The sequence below is a fragment of the Gammaproteobacteria bacterium genome (assembly GCA_032250735.1).
Classification (GTDB): Bacteria; Pseudomonadota; Gammaproteobacteria; order SZUA-152; family SZUA-152; genus SZUA-152.
The window spans coordinates 47,179-65,355 of the sequence record JAVVEP010000018.1 but is presented as its reverse complement, the minus strand read 5'-3'; the positions used below and the strand labels follow the sequence as shown (position 1 = coordinate 65,355).

Annotated in this window: 14 protein-coding genes; 4 read left to right on the top strand and 10 right to left on the bottom strand. The window is 59.2% G+C overall.

Annotated features, from left to right (window positions below; genetic code table 11):
- Positions 1-330: 330 nt before the first annotated feature.
- From egtD to hpnC, 5 genes are all read right to left on the bottom strand, one after another.
- Positions 331-1,302 carry an L-histidine N(alpha)-methyltransferase gene (egtD, locus tag RRB22_11110; protein MDT8384958.1) on the bottom strand — a complete coding sequence of 324 codons (972 nt, stop codon included), beginning with the start codon at positions 1,300-1,302 and terminating at the stop codon, positions 331-333.
- Positions 1,302-2,579 (bottom strand): ergothioneine biosynthesis protein EgtB, encoded by a 1,278-nt coding sequence (gene egtB / locus RRB22_11105; protein MDT8384957.1) that lies wholly within the window; start codon positions 2,577-2,579, stop codon positions 1,302-1,304. Before egtB ends, egtD begins: the two co-directional genes overlap by 1 nt.
- 126 nt (positions 2,580-2,705) lie before the next feature.
- A complete protein-coding gene (gene kbl / locus RRB22_11100; protein MDT8384956.1) occupies positions 2,706-3,899 on the bottom strand; it encodes a glycine C-acetyltransferase in 1,194 nt (397 codons plus the stop codon).
- Positions 3,900-4,077: 178 nt separating this feature from the next.
- On the bottom strand, positions 4,078-5,115 hold the full coding sequence (gene tdh / locus RRB22_11095) for an L-threonine 3-dehydrogenase (protein ID MDT8384955.1): 1,038 nt from the start codon (positions 5,113-5,115) through the stop codon (positions 4,078-4,080).
- A gap of 278 nt (positions 5,116-5,393) precedes the next feature.
- Positions 5,394-6,272 (bottom strand): squalene synthase HpnC, encoded by an 879-nt coding sequence (gene hpnC / locus RRB22_11090; GenBank protein ID MDT8384954.1) that lies wholly within the window; start codon positions 6,270-6,272, stop codon positions 5,394-5,396.
- Positions 6,273-6,343: 71 nt separating this feature from the next.
- Between hpnC and RRB22_11085 the strand changes: the two genes are divergently transcribed.
- Positions 6,344-6,544, top strand: a complete 201-nt coding sequence (locus RRB22_11085) for a hypothetical protein (GenBank protein ID MDT8384953.1) — start codon at positions 6,344-6,346, stop codon at positions 6,542-6,544.
- A gap of 109 nt (positions 6,545-6,653) precedes the next feature.
- Here the strand turns inward: RRB22_11085 and RRB22_11080 are convergent, their stop codons facing one another.
- From RRB22_11080 to ubiG, 4 genes are all read right to left on the bottom strand, one after another.
- Complete coding sequence (locus tag RRB22_11080; GenBank protein ID MDT8384952.1) at positions 6,654-8,012, bottom strand: DNA recombination protein RmuC; 1,359 nt, start codon at positions 8,010-8,012, stop codon at positions 6,654-6,656.
- 199 nt (positions 8,013-8,211) lie between these two features.
- Positions 8,212-9,177 (bottom strand): GGDEF domain-containing protein, encoded by a 966-nt coding sequence (locus tag RRB22_11075; protein ID MDT8384951.1) that lies wholly within the window; start codon positions 9,175-9,177, stop codon positions 8,212-8,214.
- Positions 9,178-9,312: 135 nt separating this feature from the next.
- Positions 9,313-10,023, bottom strand: coding sequence for an HAD-IA family hydrolase (locus RRB22_11070; GenBank protein ID MDT8384950.1), 711 nt, complete (start codon positions 10,021-10,023; stop codon positions 9,313-9,315).
- Positions 10,024-10,108: 85 nt separating this feature from the next.
- Complete coding sequence (gene ubiG, locus RRB22_11065) at positions 10,109-10,840, bottom strand: bifunctional 2-polyprenyl-6-hydroxyphenol methylase/3-demethylubiquinol 3-O-methyltransferase UbiG (GenBank protein MDT8384949.1); 732 nt, start codon at positions 10,838-10,840, stop codon at positions 10,109-10,111.
- A 256-nt stretch (positions 10,841-11,096) separates the two neighbouring features.
- On the opposite strand from ubiG, the gene yjjJ reads away from it, so the two are divergent.
- Complete coding sequence (yjjJ, locus tag RRB22_11060; protein ID MDT8384948.1) at positions 11,097-12,416, top strand: type II toxin-antitoxin system HipA family toxin YjjJ; 1,320 nt, start codon at positions 11,097-11,099, stop codon at positions 12,414-12,416.
- Positions 12,417-12,477: 61 nt separating this feature from the next.
- Here the strand turns inward: yjjJ and RRB22_11055 are convergent, their stop codons facing one another.
- Positions 12,478-13,824, bottom strand: coding sequence for a TRZ/ATZ family hydrolase (locus tag RRB22_11055; GenBank protein ID MDT8384947.1), 1,347 nt, complete (start codon positions 13,822-13,824; stop codon positions 12,478-12,480).
- A gap of 413 nt (positions 13,825-14,237) precedes the next feature.
- Between RRB22_11055 and mtnA the strand changes: the two genes are divergently transcribed.
- Positions 14,238-15,284 carry an S-methyl-5-thioribose-1-phosphate isomerase gene (gene mtnA / locus RRB22_11050; protein ID MDT8384946.1) on the top strand — a complete coding sequence of 349 codons (1,047 nt, stop codon included), beginning with the start codon at positions 14,238-14,240 and terminating at the stop codon, positions 15,282-15,284.
- Positions 15,285-15,554: 270 nt separating this feature from the next.
- Complete coding sequence (gene gyrA, locus RRB22_11045) at positions 15,555-18,149, top strand: DNA gyrase subunit A (GenBank protein ID MDT8384945.1); 2,595 nt, start codon at positions 15,555-15,557, stop codon at positions 18,147-18,149.
- The last annotated feature ends 28 nt before the right edge of the window (positions 18,150-18,177 follow it).

Here is an 18,177-nt window from a genome sequence, read left to right as displayed (position 1 = left end):
TGGCGTTCTGGAAATCTAACCGCCTAGGCTGACACAGAATTTTGAACGCCCTCAAAATATGTGGAGGTCTGCAACCGCTGCATTTGAGACCTTGGCAAATATATTATTAGCTTCGTAATTATTGCAGCTTATACGTCAATATGTGGTGATATTTTCTACTTATGCCGCTTTTCGTTTGCAATATATGGAAGTCATGGAGCACTTAACTAATTGATTAAATCTCATCCGCCTTTGCAGCTTATGGCTCAACTCACAACGCGGTTGTTTTTCGTAGTGGCTGACCTGCGGCGCAATGCCCTTCGGTTATTGCGCCCTACCGGCTAGTGGTAGTTACTCGGCACGATCAACGTCGGCGGCAAAGAGATAGATGGCGAAGAGGCCATCCTCATCGACCCAGTGACGCAGTGGCGTGAAGCCGCTGCGGGTGGCGATCTGCAGGAACTCGGCGGGTGCATACTTGTAGGAATTTTCGGTATGCAGCGATTCGCCGGAATCGATATCGAAATGGTGGCCGTTCAGGCGGAGGGTCTGTTTTTGCCGGCTCACCAGGTGCATCTCGATACGCCCGGCCGCTGAATTGTAGAAGGCCTTGTGCTCAAAGCGCGCGGGATCACACTCCATGCCCAGCTCTTGGCGCATGCGGTGTAAAAGATTGAGGTTAAATTCCGCGGTGGCGCCTGCCCGGTCGTTATAGGCCTTATCGAGGATGGCGGTATCTTTTTTGGTGTCCACACCGATGAGCAGCATGCCGTCGTCCCGCACAGCCTGGCGGACCATGGTCAGAAAAGTGTGTGCCTCGGAGCGATCAAAATTGCCGATACTGGAGCCGGGGAAGAAGGCCAGCCGGGGCCCGTCCGGTGCGATCCCGGGGATGGGCAATGAGTGGGTGAAATCGACGCAGGTGGCATGCACCGTCAACCAGGGATATTCCTCGGCCAGGGCGATGGCGGCGGACTTCAGGTGCGCACAGGAGATATCCATGGGAATAAAGGCCGCGGGGCGCAGGGCATCGAGTAGCAGGCGTACCTTGTCGGCGCTGCCGGCACCGGGTTCGATCAGTACGCGGTGCCGGCCGGTCAGGGAGGCGATTTCCGCGGCGTGTTGCAACAGCATTCTGCGCTCGACGATGGGCGGATAATATTCCGGCTGTTGGCAAATCCGGTCAAACAGTACCGAGCCGCGTTCATCATAGAAAAACTTGGGCGGGATCGATTTGGCTTGCCTGGACATGCCGTTGATGACCGCCTCACGCAGGCTCGCCGTCTGCGGTTTATAGTCATGGAAGGTCACGGTTTTTTCCATCAGCCATCCTCTGCCAGTCGTAGCCCGGTAAACGCCCAGCGTTCGTCGGGATAAAAAAAGTTTCGGTAAGAGGCACGCATATGTTGGGCAGGCGTAATACAGCAGCCACCCTTTAATACCATCTGGTTGGACATGAATTTGCCATTGTATTCTCCCATCGACCCGGCCAGCGGCCGGAAGCCGGGGTAGGCCGTGTAGGGCGAGGCGGTCCAGGCCCAGAGGTCGCCGAACCATTGACCGTGTTCACCGGCGCTGGCCGGGTGCAGGAGATCCCGGTCCGCAAAATGGCCGGCAACGGGCTGTTGGGCGAGCTGCAGTTCCAGCTCTTCCTCCAGGGGGAGACGTTTTCCCGCCCAGCGGGCATAGGCGTCCGCCTCATAAAAACTGAGGTGGCAGACGGGCTCGTCGAGGTTCAGCTCGCGCATGCCGCCAAGGGTAAACTGCCGCCATTGGTCATCGCCGGGTTCCCCGTTTCGGGATTCCCAGTACAGGGGAGCCCGCCACTGCTCGCGCTGGATCAGGGCCCAGCCGTCGGACAGCCACAGGGCGGGATGCTCATAGCCGCCATCGTTCATGAAGGCCAGATATTCCCCGTTGGTGATGAAGCGGTCCGCCAGTCGATGCTCGCGGACCAGCCGCTCATGGCGTGGGGTTTCGTTGTCATAGGCAAAGCCGTCGCCGCTATAACCGATGGCCTGGATGCCGCTCTCACCCTCCTGCCACTGCATCTCCCGGCCCTTGCCCGGCGGAATCTTGAGGTCGGTGCGGTAGGCGGGCCTGAGCGGGTTAACCGAAAAATTGTGTTTGATATCCATCAACAGCAGTTCCTGATGCTGCTGTTCGTGGTGCAGCCCGAGGGTGATGCGAAACGCCAGTTTGGCCCACTGGGCGTCAGTGGCGGTGTGCATCAGTTTTTGCATCGCCTCATCGACCCAGGCGCGGTACCGATACACCTCATCGACGCCTGGGCGAGACAGCATGCCGCGCCGGGGCCGCGGGTACATCTCGCCGTGGGTGTAGTAATAACTGTTGAACAGGAAGTCGAAATCGGGGTGAAAGGCCCGGTAGTCCGGCTGGAACTGCGACAGGACAAAGGCCTCAAAGAACCAGCTGACGTGGGCGATATGCCATTTGGGCGGGCTGGTCTGCGCCATCGACTGGATCTGGTAATCGTCCGTGATCAGGGGCTGGCAGAGGTGTTCAGTCGCTCCACGGACACGCTGAAATTCGCTGATCAGGGTCTCGCGATCGTGCGCAACAGCGCCAGTCTTTTCCATGGGTTACCTCTTCTGGTTATGTGCATGTCTGACGATATCGAATGACTTGATAGACAGTGTAGCATCGTCGTCGACATGCAGCGCCGCTATGCTCAGGCGCCGCCCGACAGGCTGCGGGGGAATGGCTTAGGCGGTCAGCTCGGCATGCACCGCCGCAAAGGCGGCGATGGCCGTGTCCAGATCCTGCCGGGTGTGGGCGGCCGAGATCTGGGTGCGAATTCTGGCCTGGCCCCTGGGCACCACAGGGAAGAAAAAGCCCACCGCATAGACGCCGCGCTCGAGGAGTTTCTGCGACATGCTCTGGGCCAGTACGGCGTCGCCCAGCATCACCGGCACGATGGGGTGTTCGCCGGGGGCGATGGCAAAGCCGGCCGCCTGCATGCCGGCGCGGAAGTAGCGGGTATTTTCCTGCAGGCGGTCGCGCAGGGTGGTGGATGCCGAGAGCATGTCCAGCACCCGGATGGAGGCCGCACAGATCGCCGGGGCCAGGGTGTTTGAGAACAGGTAGGGGCGGGAGCGTTGGCGCAGCATGTCGACGATCTCCTGGCGTGCCGAGGTATAGCCGCCGGAGCCGCCGCCCAGTGCCTTGCCGAAGGTGCCGGTGATGATATCGACACGCTCCATCACGTCGTGAAATTCATGGATGCCGCGTCCGGTCTTGCCCATAAAACCCACCGCGTGACAGTCGTCATGGTGCACCATGGCGTCATAGTGGTCGGCCAGGTCGCAGATCCGGTCCAGCTGGGCGATGGTGCCGTCCATGGAAAATACGCCATCGGTGGTGATCAGGATGCGCCGTGCGCCGGCGGCCTTGGCCTCTTTCAGGCGCTCCTCAAGGTCCTGCATATCGTTGTGCCGGTAGCGAAAGCGCGCCGCCTTGCACAGGCGCACGCCATCGATAATGGAGGCGTGATTGAGTTCATCGGAGATCACTGCGTCCTGCTGGTGGAGGATGGTTTCAAACAGCCCGGTGTTGGCGTCAAAACAGGCGGCGTAAAGGATCGTATCCTCCATGCCAAGAAACCGGGAGACCTTTTGCTCCAGGGTCTTGTGAATCGACTGTGTGCCGCAGATGAAGCGCACCGAGGCGAGTCCAAAACCCCAGCGCCCATAACTGTCTTTAGCGGCCTGTATCACCTCGGGATGATTGGCCAGGCCGAGATAGTTATTGGCGCACATGTTGATCACCTCACGGCCGTCGGCGAGGGTAATGTCATTCTTCTGTTCGGAGTCAATGATGCGCTCGTCCTTCCACAGGCCGGCCTGTCTGATCTCCGCCAGCTCCTGGGCCAGGCCGGTCTTCGCACTAATGAAACTCATGGCGCACCTCGTTTATGGTTATGCCCTTGAAAGAATACTATGGTTGAGTCACATGGAAAGGCTGCTCTTCAATCATGACCGTCAGCAGCAGGGATGCTGCTGTCGAGCATACACGGATGTTTTCTTAGCGTGTCTTGATTGAAGAGTAGCCTTTCCATGCGTCTTGTTAATAAAACGCTCAGCGATCTTCCCAGCTGAGAATGACCTTGCCGGAGTGGCCGGAGCGCATGACGTCAAAGCCCTGCTGAAAGTCGCTGAAGTGATAGCGGTGGGTGATGATCTTTTCCAGTGGCAGGCCGCTTTGCACCATCATCACGCCCTTGTACCAGGTCTCAAAGATCTCGCGTCCGTAGATGCCCTTGATGAACAGCCCCTTGAACACCACCTTGGTCCAGTCGATGGCCGTGCCATCCGGCATGATGCCGAGCATCGCAATGCTGCCGCCATTGATCATGCGCTCGAGCATGTCGCGAAACGCCGCTGGCGAACCCGACATCTCCAGGCCCACATCAAAGCCTTCCAGAATGCCCAGGCTGCGCATGAACGCCTCGCTAATGCTTTCGTTTTTGACGTTGATGGCAATGGCCTTCGGCACAATACGCCGGGCCAGATCCAGACGGTAATCGTTGATGTCGGTAATGACGATATTGCGCGCCCCGCAGTGGGAGGCAACCATCGCGGCCATGATGCCGATCGGGCCCGCGCCGGTGATCAATACATCCTCGCCCACCATATTGAATGACAGGGCGGTATGCACCGCATTGCCGTACGGGTCAAAACAGGCCAGCACCTCCGGGGGGATGTCGATGTTCGGCCGAAAGACATTTTTTGCGGGAATCGACAGGTATTCCGCAAAACAACCGTTACGGTTCACGCCGACTCCAATGGTGTTGGGACACAGGTGGCGTCGCCCGGCCAGACAGTTGCGGCAACGCTCGCAGACGATGTGGCCCTCGCCGGACACCACATCACCGATAGTCAGCCCGCTGACATTGGCGCCCATATCGACAATGGTGCCGGCGAATTCATGGCCGATGGTCATCGGTACCGGGATGGTCTTCTGTGCCCAGTCATCCCAGTTATAGATATGGATGTCGGTGCCGCAGATGGCAGTCTTCTGGATCTTGATCAGCACATCATTGTTGCCGACCTCCGGCACAGGCACCTCTTCTAACCACAAACCTTGACTGGGGTGTTTCTTGACGAGGGCCTGCATGGTTTTTTTCATAGTGTCAGCACGGGTCATCGAAGGTGAGAGAGGGTTCAATACTTTAGCATGAATAGCGGCGAGGGAAATGTTATACGGCGGCAGGGAACGGGCAGGCCGCTCGGCCGTTTCAGGCGCAAGTGGAAACGCTCACCACCCTGTTTATGATCCTGGCGCTATGGGTCTTTGCCGAAAGCTCGCCACGCTATCATGACTGGGAGCCTGTGAAAAAACCGTCGGCCTATTATGGCCGTCGATTTTTTCACAGACTCTGATTTCGGCTCGTTCTACCACAGCGAGCGCAGCAGGATTAACAGCCCATCGCGTTTGCGCAGTCGCGGGCGGGCAAACAGGTCGTCCTGCTGTTGCTCCAGCAGCTCCAGTACCCGCAGGCCGCCGTTGATCATCAGCCGCAGTTGCAGGCCGAAGCGCCCGCCGACGGCCCGTCCCAGGGGTTTGCCGGCCAACATCCGGTCGCGCGCATAGCGGATGTGCTGTTGTATGAGCTGGCGGAAGGCGGAATTGCTGCGCCGCTCGCGGATCTGTGCCTCGTCGATGCCAAAGCGGGCAAGCTCTGCCTGGGGCAGATAGATGCGCTGGTTCTCCACAACGTCCTGCTCGATATCCTGCAGAAAATTGATCAGCTGCAGGGCGCTGCAGATGGCGTCGGACTGCTGCAGGTTTTGCGGCGTTGCCTGTCCCATCAGGTGCAGCAGCAAGCGGCCCACGGGATTGGCCGAATAGCGACAGTAGTCCCACACCTCGTCGATGTCGGTATAGCGTTTTTTGCTGACGTCCAGGCGGAAGGCGATGAGCAGGTCGTGAAACAGTGACAGGGGCAGTCGGTGTTGTCTGATCACATCGACCAGGGCGATAAAGATGGGCTGGTCGACGGGCTCTCCCCGTTCAATCGCGTCCAGATAGTCGTCGTATTGCCCGAGTTTTGCGAGCCGCGTCGGGGTATCCCAGTCGCCTTCATCGGCGAAGTCGTCCGCACTGCGGGCAAAGGCGTAAATCACGCTGATCGGCTGGCGCAGCCGTTTGGGCAGAATGAAGGAGGCGACCGGAAAGTTTTCATAGTGCGCGCGGACCATCTGCTGACAGTAGGCATAGGCGCTGGCGAGCGGCTCGGCGGCCGTCGCTTGCTGGTGGGGGTCGGCTGCCATACTATGCGTAGCTCGTGGTCGACCATCTTGTGGTCGCCAATGTGGTGGATAATGTTGTGTAAGGTGAATGCATGTTCGGCATAAAAAAATATTTTATCGGTATGGTGCTGGGGCTGGTGGTGGGGCTCTGGTTTGGTGTGAACCTCGGCCAGGATCGACCGCTGTGGTCCAATCCCTTTGCGGAACGCGCGCTCACCGACAAGGCCAAGGACACGGTAGTGGATGCCTTCAAGGATGCCAGGAAGGCCGCGCGTGACAGTCTGGCGGATTGAGCCTGTTTCGCGCCGCTGAACGATGTTTTACCCCTTCGCTTGACCATCTCTTGTTACTAGCTCGCGTTAGCACCTCGCGGGCCATCACGCCGTCTTCTCCCTCCTGCGGCTAACTCAACGCCTTTTTGATGCGTTCTTCGGTGGACAGGGTCTCCGGTTTGGGTGGTGTTTCCGCTGCTGCCGGCGACACTTTTTGCGCCTCGGTCTCCTGCCCCTCGGGGGTGCGCGCCGCGATCTCCGCCTGATCGATGTGCTCCACGGTCTTCTTGGTGGAGATCCCCATTTCGGTAAACTTGCGGGCGCTGGGCAATACCCGGGTGTCAAACGAGGCGACGGCCTTGTTGTAATGCTGCACCGTGGTGTTGAGATTTTTCCCCATCTTACCCAGGTGCTCGGCGAAGGTGGCCAGGCGCCCGTAGAGCTCCTCGCCCACCTCGCGAATATGTTCGGCATTTTCCGCCAGCGATTCCTGACGCCAGCCATAGGCCACGGCCCGCAGCAGGGCGACAAAACTGGTGGGGGTGGCCAGGATCACCTTTTGCTGCATGGCGTCTTCCAGCAGGGCGTGATCGTTATCCAGCGCGGCGCTCAAAAACTGGTCGCCGGGGATAAACAGCACCACAAAATCCGGGGTGTTCCTGAATTGATTCCAGTAACCCTTGGCCGCCAGCTCCTGCACCCGCTTGCGGACGTTTTTGGTGTGGCGGGCAAGGTGGATCTCGCGCTCCTTGTCATCCGCCGCCTCGACCGCAGACAGATAGGCGTCTAACGGCGTCTTTACGTCCACCACAATCTCACGCCCACCCGGCATGCGCACGATCATGTCGGGGCGCAGGGCGCCGCCCTCGGTCTGGGTGTGTTCCTGTTCGTAGAAATCACAGTGCTCCACCATGCCCGCCAGTTCGGCGAGCCGCTTGAGGGTCATCTCCCCCCATTGGCCGCGCACCTCGGGACGCCGGAGGGCGTTGACCAGATTCCGGGTTTCACCCTGCAGGGCCTGCTGGGTGAGGGTCATGGTCTCCAGGTGCTGGGTGAGGGCGCCATAGGCCTGCTTGCGTTCGTGCTCCATGACGCGAATCTGTTTTTCGGTCTTTTCCAGCGCCTCCCTGATGGGCTTGACGAGGTTTTCGATCGCCTGCTCCTTCTGGCCCAGCTCGCTCGCGGCCCTGGTCTGAAACTGCTTGAGGTTCTCCTGCGCCAGCTTGAGGAACTCCTCATTGTTGTGTTTTAGCGCCTGGCTGGAGAGGTGGCTGAAGGTTTCGGTCAGCTGGCTGCGCGCCTGATCATGGTTCTTCTCAATGGCGAGCAGTTTGTCCGCATGGCTGATGCGCTCCATCTCCAGCTGGGTATTGAGCTCGGTGTTCCTCGCCGTCAGCCCGGCGACGCGGCGCTGCTGGCGCAGGTGGGCGAAGCCACCGCCGAGCAGGGCGGCCAGCAGCATCGCCAGCAGCAACACAAGGAGATTCATGTCCTCGCTCATGATCGACGGGCCTGATGGTGTTGGTGTGGAAAGCCGGTTTTTCGGTGCATCATGGTCTTGTTGTGCTGCCTTTGATTACGTGTTCCTAAGCATAAATTAATCGCGCGACAGAATTAACCCGCAACCTTCATGAATACCGCCTGCGCTGGCCGGGTGGCGGATTACGCAGGGGATTTTTCACAGGCTCCTAGCTGATCTCGGTGCGATTGCGGCCCTTTCCTTTGGCCTGATAGAGGGCGTTGTCGGCCTCATGGATGAGATCATCAATGGAGTCCTGTTGGGGAACCAGGCTGCTGACGCCAAAGCTGGCGGTGACCTTGATCTTGCCCGTGACGTTGCTGATGCTGCTGGTCTCGATCTCGCTACGCAACCTTTCCGCCATGGCCACGGCCGCCAGCAGGGTGGTTTCCGGCAGGATGATGGCGAATTCCTCGCCCCCCAGACGCCCCAGGATGTCCACGTCGCGGACGTGCTTGTGGAAAATGGCGGCCAGGGATTTCAGCACGTTATCGCCGGCGGTGTGGCCATGGGTGTCGTTGATGTGCTTGAAATGATCGACATCCAGCATGATCAGTGACAGCGGGTGGCTGTAGCGCCGGGCCCGGTTAAAGATCTGCTCCCCGTCGTGAAAAAAGGCGCGACGGTTATTCAGCCCGGTCAGTTCATCGCGGCGCGCCAGCGCCTCTGCCCGCTCCTTGGCCAGCCTCAGCTCTTCTTCGACCCGTTTCCGGTCGCTGATGTCGGTGGCGATCTCCATGCGCACCAGACGCCCATCGATCCATTCAATCGCCTGGTCGCGACACTGGTACCAGAGGCCGTTGACGGTGTTCTGGAACTCCCACACCAGCACCCCGGTTGGCTGGCCGTTTTCATCCACCAGCTTGTGGTTGGTGCAGAATTTACAGGGGCCGTCCTGACCGGACTGCAGGGTCTGCCAGCAGACCTTGCCGACGGCATCGCCCCAGATCGTCTTACCGTACTGGTTGAAAAACAGGATCTCATCGGTCTGCATATCGGTGACATAAACCAGCGCATCCAGGCTGTCCAGCACGGTGGAAATCGCATGGTAGGCCTGGCGTTGCTCAAGGTCATCACTGTGGACCGTGGTCTGCGGTTCGCCACGCGCGTTTGTAGAGGTGTTCTGATCCGACATGGAGTGAGACCTTGTGTGCCGCCATTGCAAATGCAATGGAATATAAGCAGGGTTGCGGCGGGGAGTGCGGTTGCCATCCTCCACCATTCTACCGATAGCCAAACCAGAACCAACCAATGGTTTGTCGGCGACAGTTTACACCCTGTTAACGGATTCGTCGGCAGTTATTTCGGCGGTGATTCCGGCAATCCAGGCGGCGATCGCGCCGGGGCTGTGCAGCAGCGCATCCGCCTGCCAGTCCTCGGGGTGGTCGTGCTCGCCGAGATAACCGAACAGGGCGACCACGGTGCGCAGCCCGGCGCGTTGTCCGGCCTCGATGTCGCGCTGGGCATCACCAATATAGACACAGTGCCGGGCCTCGCTGCCGGCCAGTCGGCAGCCATGCAGGATGGGTTCGGGGTGCGGTTTGCGATGGCGGCAGGTATCGCCGCTAACGATGCAGGCGGCGCGGTGGCTCAGCCCCAGGGCGTCGAGCAGCGGTTCGGTGAGCCAGGCGGGCTTGTTGGTGACCACGCCCCAGTTCATGTGGTTGTGTTCGATCTCGGCCAGCAGCTCCGCCATCCCGGAAAACAGCCGGGTCTCGCGCGCGATATTGTCCCGGTAAAGGTTTAACAGGCGCTGCCGCAGGGGCCCGAAATCCGGGTGCTCGGGTTCGATGCCGAAGCCGAGCCGGGTCAGGGCCAGGCCGCCGTGGGAGACGACCGGTCGAATGGTCTCGAAGGGCAGGGCGTCACGCCCCTGTTCCAGTAGCAGCCGGTTCAGCGCGTAGGCCAGATCCGGGGCGGTGTCAGCGAGGGTGCCGTCGAGGTCGAACAGGACGGTGCGGATCGGTGTCGGACGGTTCACGACGACATTGCAGTGCCCACCCTACACCGCCTTTTTTCGTAGGGTGGGCACTGCCCACCATTGCACCTGGGGCGGAAAGCAGACGTTATGCGTCACGCGTGCAGTGCGCCAGGTAGTTCACATCGAGATCACGGCCTAACGCATAGTGTTGGGTCAGCGGATTGTAGCTCATGCCGGTGAGGTCGCGCATCTTCAGCCCGGCATGGCGTGCCCAGGCCTCCAGTTCCGAGGGGCGGATAAATTTGGCGTAATCGTGGGTGCCCCTGGGCAGCAGCCGCAGCAGGTACTCGGCGCCGATGATGGCAAACAGGTACGACTTGGGATTGCGATTGATGGTGGAGAAAAACACCGTGCCGCCCGGTTTCACCAGTTGTGCGCAGGCCGTGATCACCGAGGCCGGATCCGGCACGTGTTCGAGCATCTCCATGCAGGTCACCACGTCAAACGAGGCGGGCAGTTGCTCTGCCATGTGCTCGGCGGTGACCTGCTGATAGTCCACCTGGATGCCGGACTCCAGCCCGTGCAGCCGGGCCACCTTCAGCGGCGCCTCGCCCATGTCGATGCCCGCCACGATCGCCCCCTTGGCCGCCATGCTCTCGGCGAGGATACCGCCACCGCAGCCCACATCGATCACGGTTTTGCCCGCCAGTCCCCCGCAGCGTTGTTCGATGTAATCCAGCCGCAGCGGATTGATCTCGTGCAGCGGTTTGAACTCGCTCTGCGGATCCCACCAGCGCGAGGCCAGCGCCTCGAACTTGGCGATCTCAGCGGGGTCGGCGTTGTGTTGGGCGGTGTGGTCGAAGGTCGTGTCAGTCATGGGCCTAGGATACCGTATTATGGGAACGGATCGGTAAAAATGGCTGCGCCTCAACTCGAAATATTGCGAATGTGCCAGATTTACGGATGCGTTGGACTAGAATGTGAACTCTTATAGCTAATGCTAGTCATAAAGCTAGTCTATTATTATTGATGAATTACCGCATCATATTGATGTAATTGCCTTTTTATATGCTATTGTTTTCCTTGGTTCTAGTCACAATATTAGTCGCAGAGATTGCCGAGATACCATTCACATGTCATTGTCCATTCGAGAATATTTAGGGCGAGGGCCCGCCACATCAAAAGAGATACAGGCAGCAACAGGCCTGAGTCAGGCTGCTGTGTCGCGCCAATTGAGGGGCATGGGGGATAGCATTATCAGGCTGTCGGGTGGGAGAACTCCCCGATATGCTGTAACGCGTAATGCTTTTGGTGGGGACGACAAATTGCCATTCGTGATGGTCGATGCTCACGGAAATACTGTTCTAGCAGCACACATTCGTCCGCTGGCCCATGGTGGATTTTTTGTACAGTCAGAGACAGGAATGCCTCCAGTATTATTAGGAGAGAATGGTGATGGTGTTTATGCAGATTTACCGTATTTCCTTAGTGATTTAGGCCCCCAAGGGTTTCTTGGAAAGCAAATTGCGGAAGAAATGGCCGCCCAGTCAGTTGATTTTCCCTCTGATCCGAGACATTGGAGCACCGACCATATCGGGCGTTATTTAATATCCAATGGGGATGATCTTTCTGGAAATTTTAAGTTTGGCCAGCAAGCTCTTTGGCGTGTGAGACGTAAACCAGTTATTACTACCTCGAAGGATTACCCGGCACTTGCAGATGGCGTCATGAGCGGCGTCATCCCCGGGTCATCTGCTGGCGGCGAGCAGCCAAAATTCACCGCTTTTTGCGGGGACCGATCCGCCCATGTCATTGTTAAATTCTCTCCTAAAGGAAATGATGCCTTTGCCAGGCGCTGGCGGGATATTCTGATTACGGAGTTTCATGCAACGGAGGCTATTCATAAACAAGATTTCCCCGCGGCTGAAACCCGGCTTATTGAAATGGATGACAGACTTTTTCTGGAGTCACAGCGGTTTGACAGAACTGGAGAGTATGGTCGTATGCCTATGCTTTCGCTTCAGTCTGTTGATGCTGAATTTACCGGGCTGGGTAGTGATTGGCCTCGGGTGATGAGTGCGCTTCACGATAGAGATTTGGTGAGTTGGCAGCATGTTTATGATGCGGAGTTTTTGTGGTGTTTTGGTCGACTCATAAATAACAAGGATATGCACTTGGGTAATTTGAGTCTGGCAATAGAAGGTAGCGTTTTCAGGTTGTTGCCTGTTTATGATATGTGTTCTATGGGATTTTCACCGAAGACTGGAGGAGCAGTTGCGCCTTATGAATTTACTCCGCCAAGCCATAGAAGCTACACGCTTGATAATTACAATCTCTCAAGCGTTGAAGATATGGCACACGATTTTTGGGAAAGAGTGGCAAAAGATGAGCGAATTTCAGATGAACTTAAAGAATTTCTGGCGCGTGGAAATCCCATTGATCGAATGAAGTAACGTTTTGTGTTGGTAATGTTGGGGTTCGCCTTCGCTCACCCCAACCTACAGCTCTCAGTCCTCAACCCCCAGGATGCTCATCCGCCGCCTGAATCTTTTCCGCCCACTGTCTGGCCTTGGCGATGATGGCGCGCTGATCCAGGGTGGTGAGTACCCGGTCCTTCAGCAGGTGTTGCCCGGCCACCCACACGTCGCTGACCTGCTCCCGGCTGGCGGCGTACACCAGCTGTGAGATGGGGTGATACACAGGCTGGGTCTCCAGCCTGCCGAGATCGACGGCGGTGATGTCGGCGGCCTTGCCGGGCGTCAGCGAGCCGATCTGCGCCTCCAGCCCCAGCGCCCTGGCGCCACCGAGGGTGGCCATGTGCAGGGCCTGCGCGGCGCTTAGCGCACTGGCGTCGCGGGCCACCACCTTGCCGAGCAGGGCGGCGCTGCGCATCTCGCCGAACATGTCGAGGTCGTTATTGCTGGCGGCGCCATCGGTGCCGAGGGCGACATTGACGCCGGCGTCCAGCAGCTGCTGCACAGGGCAGAAACCGCTCGCCAGTTTCATGTTGGACTCGGGACAGTGCACCACGTGGGCGCCGCGCGTGGCCACGTGGTCGATCTCCTCATCGGCTAGCTGGGTCATGTGCACGGCGATAAAACGCGGCGATATCAGGCCCAGCTGTTCCAGGCGGGCCAGCGGCCGCTGGCCGGAACCGGCCTCGGCCTCGTGCACCTCGTGCGCGGTTTCGTGCAGGTGCATGTGAATCGGGATATCCATCTCTTCCGCATAGGTGATGACCCGTTGCAGCACGTCGTCGGACACGGTGTACGGCGCATGCGGCGCGAAGGCGGTGGTGATGAGTGGGTTGTGGCGATAATGGTCATGCACCTCGATACCCTTGTGCAGGTATTCGTCGGCATTGGCGGCCCACACGGTGGGGAAGTCGATGACGATCAGTCCGACCACCGCGCGCATACCGGCATTGTCGGCGACCCGCGCGGCCTCGTCGGGAAAAAAGTACATGTCATTAAAACAGGTGGTGCCGCCGCGCAGCATTTCGGCAATGGCAAAGCGGGTGCCGTCGGCGACAAACTCCGGGCTCACCCACTGGCCCTCTGCCGGCCAGATGTGATTCTGCAGCCAGTCCATCAGCGGCAGGTCATCGGCCAGGCCGCGGAACAGCGACATGGCGGCATGGGTATGGGCATTGACCAGACCGGGTATAAGGGCATGTCCGTCAAGTTGATGCTCAACCTCCGCCGCATATTTGGCGTTAGCCTCCGCGCTGGGCAGCAGATCGAGGATGCGACCCTGGTGCACGGCAATGGCATGATGCTCCAGTACGGTGTTCAACGGCTCAACGGGAATCACCCAGCGGGCGTGAATGAGGGTATCGATAGTCTTCAGTGGTGTTTGCATGGGCAGAAGATAGCGTTAGCCCTACTGCCGGTGCAAGGGGGCTGTTAAGTGCTGAGCCCGTAGGGTGCAATAACCGAAGGGCATTGCGCCGCAGGAAAAAATCCCCAAGCCAGGATCGTTTTAATGGTTCTGAAAATTCACTCTAACGAAAATTCATGGTGTTTGTCCGGCTAGGAGGTTGTCGGCTTTAGGTGGATTGAAGCGAGGGAGTGGGATAGTGGGTCGCGCTCTCACCTCCGCAGCCCATTCATCCTGAATCCGACAGCCTCCTAGGCATACGGCGCAATGCCCTTCGGTTATTGCGCCCTACAACCCTGTGCAAGGGGGCTCTCAGCACTTAGCACTATCTTTAAGCCTTATCTTCCCCCGCCGGCATGGCGTATTATTGGCCCTTTGTAATGTGTGAGGTTTTTATGACGGATCAGGCAGACACGGTGCAGGCGATTCGCTGGCAGGATGGGCAATTACAGTTACTGGATCAGCGCATCCTGCCGCATGAGATGCGCTATCTGTCGTTCAGCGATGTGCATGCCGTGGCCGCGGCGATTCGGGACATGGTGGTGCGGGGCGCGCCGGCCATTGGCATCAGCGCGGCCTATGGCATCGTGCTGGCGGCGCGGGCGCGTTATGCGGCCTCCGCCACGGACTGGAAGTCCCTGATCGAGGCGGATCTGCACACTCTGGCGGAATCACGCCCCACGGCGGTGAACCTGTTTTGGGCCATTGAGCGCATGCGCGGGATGATCGCCACGCTGTCGGGTGATCCGGAGGCCGCGTTGCTGGCCGAGGCAAAACGGATACACGCCGATGACGTGCTGGCCTGTCGCCGCATGGGCGAACGGGGTGCGGCGCTCATCGAACGGCCCTGTGCCATCCTCACCCACTGTAATGCGGGGGCACTGGCCACCGGGGGTTACGGCACTGCGCTGGGCGTGGTGCGGGCCGGTTTTGCGGCCGGCAAGATTACCCATGTCTATGCCGACGAAACCCGTCCCTGGATGCAGGGTGCGCGGCTCACGGCCTGGGAGATGGTGCAGGAAAAGATCCCGGTGACCCTGCAGATCGAAGGCGCCGCGGCACACCTGATGCAGCAGGGCAAGATCGACTGGGTGATCGTGGGCTCGGATCGCATCGCCGCCAATGGTGATGTCGCCAACAAGATCGGCACCTACGGTCTGGCGGTACTGGCGCGCCATCACGGGGTAAAGTTCATGGTGGTCGCGCCGGTCTCCACGGTGGATATGCAGATCAGCAGTGGCGAGCATATCCCCATCGAGCAGCGCCCGGCCGAGGAGGTGTTGGCGCTCGCGGGTCAGCCTATCGCCGCCGCGGGTGCGGGGGCCTGGAATCCCGCCTTTGACGTCACCCCCGCGGCGCTGGTCGATGCCATCGTTACGGAGCGTGGCGTGGTGCTGGCCCCGAATGCGGACAAGATGGCGGAAATGATGAAAAAGGCCTGATTCTGATCCGTCAGGTCGCCTCAGTCTTTCAGAGAGTCGATTTTGGGCGATATTCTGCGCGTGCCGTAGGGTGTGGTGTGTGGTATGATTTCGCGATTAAAAAGGCGCTGAAGCGCTTGCTGGCGGTGATCCATGACTGCATCACCCTTGCGCTGCGGATACTACTCCTGTCACCAGAACGGCAGGGAGCAGAAAAGCCTGGGTAATAACCTGGGAAAGAGAAACAGAGATTTCGCCCCACTCGACACCGGACACTAGACGTTAAAACCTATGACAGATAGCACTGAGTTCGCCAAAGAAACCCTCCCGGTCAATATCGAAGACGAGATGAAACAGTCCTATCTGGACTATGCCATGAGCGTCATTGTCGGCCGCGCCCTGCCGGACGTACGTGACGGTCTCAAACCGGTACACCGCCGCGTACTCTACGCCATGAGCGTGCTGGGTAACGACTGGAACAAGCCCTACAAGAAATCGGCCCGTGTGGTCGGTGACGTGATCGGTAAATACCACCCCCATGGTGACTCGGCGGTGTACGACACCATCGTGCGCATGGCGCAGCCCTTCTCGCTGCGTTACATGCTGGTGGATGGCCAGGGTAACTTCGGTTCGGTGGACGGAGATTCAGCGGCCGCCATGCGTTACACCGAGGTGCGCATGGCCAAGATCGCCCACGAGTTGATGGCGGATCTGGAAAAGGAGACGGTCGACTTCGTCCCCAATTACGATGAATCCGAACACGAGCCGGCCGTGTTCCCCTCGCGGGTGCCGAACCTGCTGGTGAACGGCAGCTCCGGTATTGCGGTGGGCATGGCCACCAATATCCCGCCGCACAATCTCACCGAAATCGTCGACGCCGTGCTGGCCCTGATCGACGATCCGTTGCTGGATGTCAGTGCGCTGATCGACATCGTGCCCGGCCCGGACTTTCCCACCGCCGGCATCATCAACGGCGTGGTCGGTATTCGCGAGGCCTATCGCACCGGTCGCGGCCGCGTGCTGGTGCGGGCCCGCACCGAGATCGAGGAACATGGCAACGGTCGCCTGCGCATCGTGGTCACCGAGCTGCCGTACCAGGTGAACAAGGCGCGGCTGATCGAAAAGATCGCCCATCTGGTGCGCGACAAGAAGATCGAAGGCATCAGCGAGCTGCGTGACGAGTCCGACAAGGATGGTATGCGCATGGTGATCGAACTCAAGCGCGGTGAAGTGCCCGAGGTGTTGATCAACAACCTCTATGCGCAGACCCAGATGCAGAACACCTTCGGCATCAACATGGTGGCGCTGGTCGATGGTCAGCCGCGACTGCTGAATCTCAAGCAAATCCTGCAGGCCTTTATCGATCACCGCCGCGTGGTGGTGACCCGGCGCACGATTTTTGACCTGCGCAAGGCGCGCGAAAAGGCGCACATCCGTGAAGGCCTGGCCGTCGCCCTGACCAACATCGATCCCATCATTGCGCTGATCAAGTCCGCGCCCAATCCCGCGCAGGCCAAGATCAAGTTGATGGACACCGGCTGGGAGCCGGGTGTGGTGATGAAGATGCTGGAGCGCACCGGCGCCGAAGCCTCGCGGCCCGATGGTCTGGGCAAAGAGTTTGGCCTGGTGAACGGCCGCTACCATTTGTCGGAAGAGCAGGCGCAGGCGATCCTCGAGATGCGTCTGCACCGCCTCACCGGTCTTGAGCAGGACAAGATCCTCAACGAATACGAAGAGCTGCTGGTGACCATCGCCGACCTGCTGGACATCCTCGGCAGCGTCGAGCGCCTGATGCAGGTGATTCGTGAAGAGCTGCTGTCCATCAGGGAACAGTATGGTGATCCGCGACGCACCGAGATTCGCGAATCGGAAGCGGACATCAATCTCGAAGACCTGATTACCGAAGAAGATGTGGTGGTCACCCTGTCGCACGAAGGTTATGCCAAGTGCCAGCCGCTGACGGATTACCGCGCCCAGCGTCGCGGCGGTCGCGGTAAGTCAGCGACCTCGATGAAAGATGAAGACTTTGTCGACAAGCTGTTTGTCGCCAGCACCCACGATACGATTCTGTGTTTCTCCAGTCAGGGCAAGATGTACTGGAAGAAGGTCTATGAACTTCCGCAGGCGGGACGCATGGCGCGCGGCAAACCGATCATCAACCTGTTGCCGTTAGACGAGGGTGAGCGTATCAACGCCATCCTGCCGATTCGTGAATACGAGGAGGACAAATTCATCTTCTTCGCCACCGCCAATGGCACGGTGAAAAAGACGCCATTGGTGGATTACTCGCGGCCACGCTCCAACGGCATTCGCGCCATCGATCTGCGCGACGGCGACCAGCTGGTGGGTGTGGATATCACCGATGGCAGTCGTGACGTGATGCTGTTTACCAGCGCCGGCAAGGCGATACGCTTCAGTGAATCCAATGTGCGCGCCATGGGCCGTACCGCCGGTGGTGTACGCGGCGTGAAGCTGACGGGTGATGCGCGAGTGATCTCGCTGATCATCGCCGATGCGGGTTGCGTGCTGACCGCGACCGAAAATGGTTACGGCAAACGCACTGCGGTCGATCAGTACCCCAGTCATGGACGTGGCGGTCAGGGCGTTATTTCCATCCAGGGCGGTGAACGTAACGGTGCCGTGATAGGCGCGGTACTGGTGGGGGATGAGGATCAGGTGATGTTGATCTCCGATGCCGGCACCCTGGTGCGGACCCGTGTGGCGGAAATCTCGGTACTGGGACGCAACACCCAGGGCGTGCGCCTCATCAATCTGAGTAACGACGAAAAGCTGGTGGGTATCGAACGGGTGGCCGAGACCGAGGACGATGAGGCTGCGGCAGGTGACCCGGACACCGCTACGCAGACGCCGACGGATGAGGCATAGCGGCCTGTTGGCGGATTGATGGATTGTG

What these genes read in the sequence shown, in the direction of transcription:
- yjjJ (MDT8384948.1), top strand. Translation starts at nt 11,097, where the DNA reads ATGTCATTGTCCATTCGAGAATATTTAGGGCGAGGGCCCGCCACATCA.
- RRB22_11085 (MDT8384953.1), top strand. Translation starts at nt 6,344, where the DNA reads ATGTTCGGCATAAAAAAATATTTTATCGGTATGGTGCTGGGGCTGGTG.
- egtB (MDT8384957.1), bottom strand. Translation starts at nt 2,579, where the DNA reads ATGGAAAAGACTGGCGCTGTTGCGCACGATCGCGAGACCCTGATCAGC.
- kbl (MDT8384956.1), bottom strand. Translation starts at nt 3,899, where the DNA reads ATGAGTTTCATTAGTGCGAAGACCGGCCTGGCCCAGGAGCTGGCGGAG.
- RRB22_11080 (MDT8384952.1), bottom strand. Translation starts at nt 8,012, where the DNA reads ATGAATCTCCTTGTGTTGCTGCTGGCGATGCTGCTGGCCGCCCTGCTC.
- mtnA (MDT8384946.1), top strand. Translation starts at nt 14,238, where the DNA reads ATGACGGATCAGGCAGACACGGTGCAGGCGATTCGCTGGCAGGATGGG.
- hpnC (MDT8384954.1), bottom strand. Translation starts at nt 6,272, where the DNA reads ATGGCAGCCGACCCCCACCAGCAAGCGACGGCCGCCGAGCCGCTCGCC.
- ubiG (MDT8384949.1), bottom strand. Translation starts at nt 10,840, where the DNA reads ATGACTGACACGACCTTCGACCACACCGCCCAACACAACGCCGACCCC.
- RRB22_11075 (MDT8384951.1), bottom strand. Translation starts at nt 9,177, where the DNA reads ATGTCGGATCAGAACACCTCTACAAACGCGCGTGGCGAACCGCAGACC.
- RRB22_11055 (MDT8384947.1), bottom strand. Translation starts at nt 13,824, where the DNA reads ATGCAAACACCACTGAAGACTATCGATACCCTCATTCACGCCCGCTGG.
- gyrA (MDT8384945.1), top strand. Translation starts at nt 15,555, where the DNA reads ATGACAGATAGCACTGAGTTCGCCAAAGAAACCCTCCCGGTCAATATC.
- egtD (MDT8384958.1), bottom strand. Translation starts at nt 1,302, where the DNA reads ATGGAAAAAACCGTGACCTTCCATGACTATAAACCGCAGACGGCGAGC.
- tdh (MDT8384955.1), bottom strand. Translation starts at nt 5,115, where the DNA reads ATGCAGGCCCTCGTCAAGAAACACCCCAGTCAAGGTTTGTGGTTAGAA.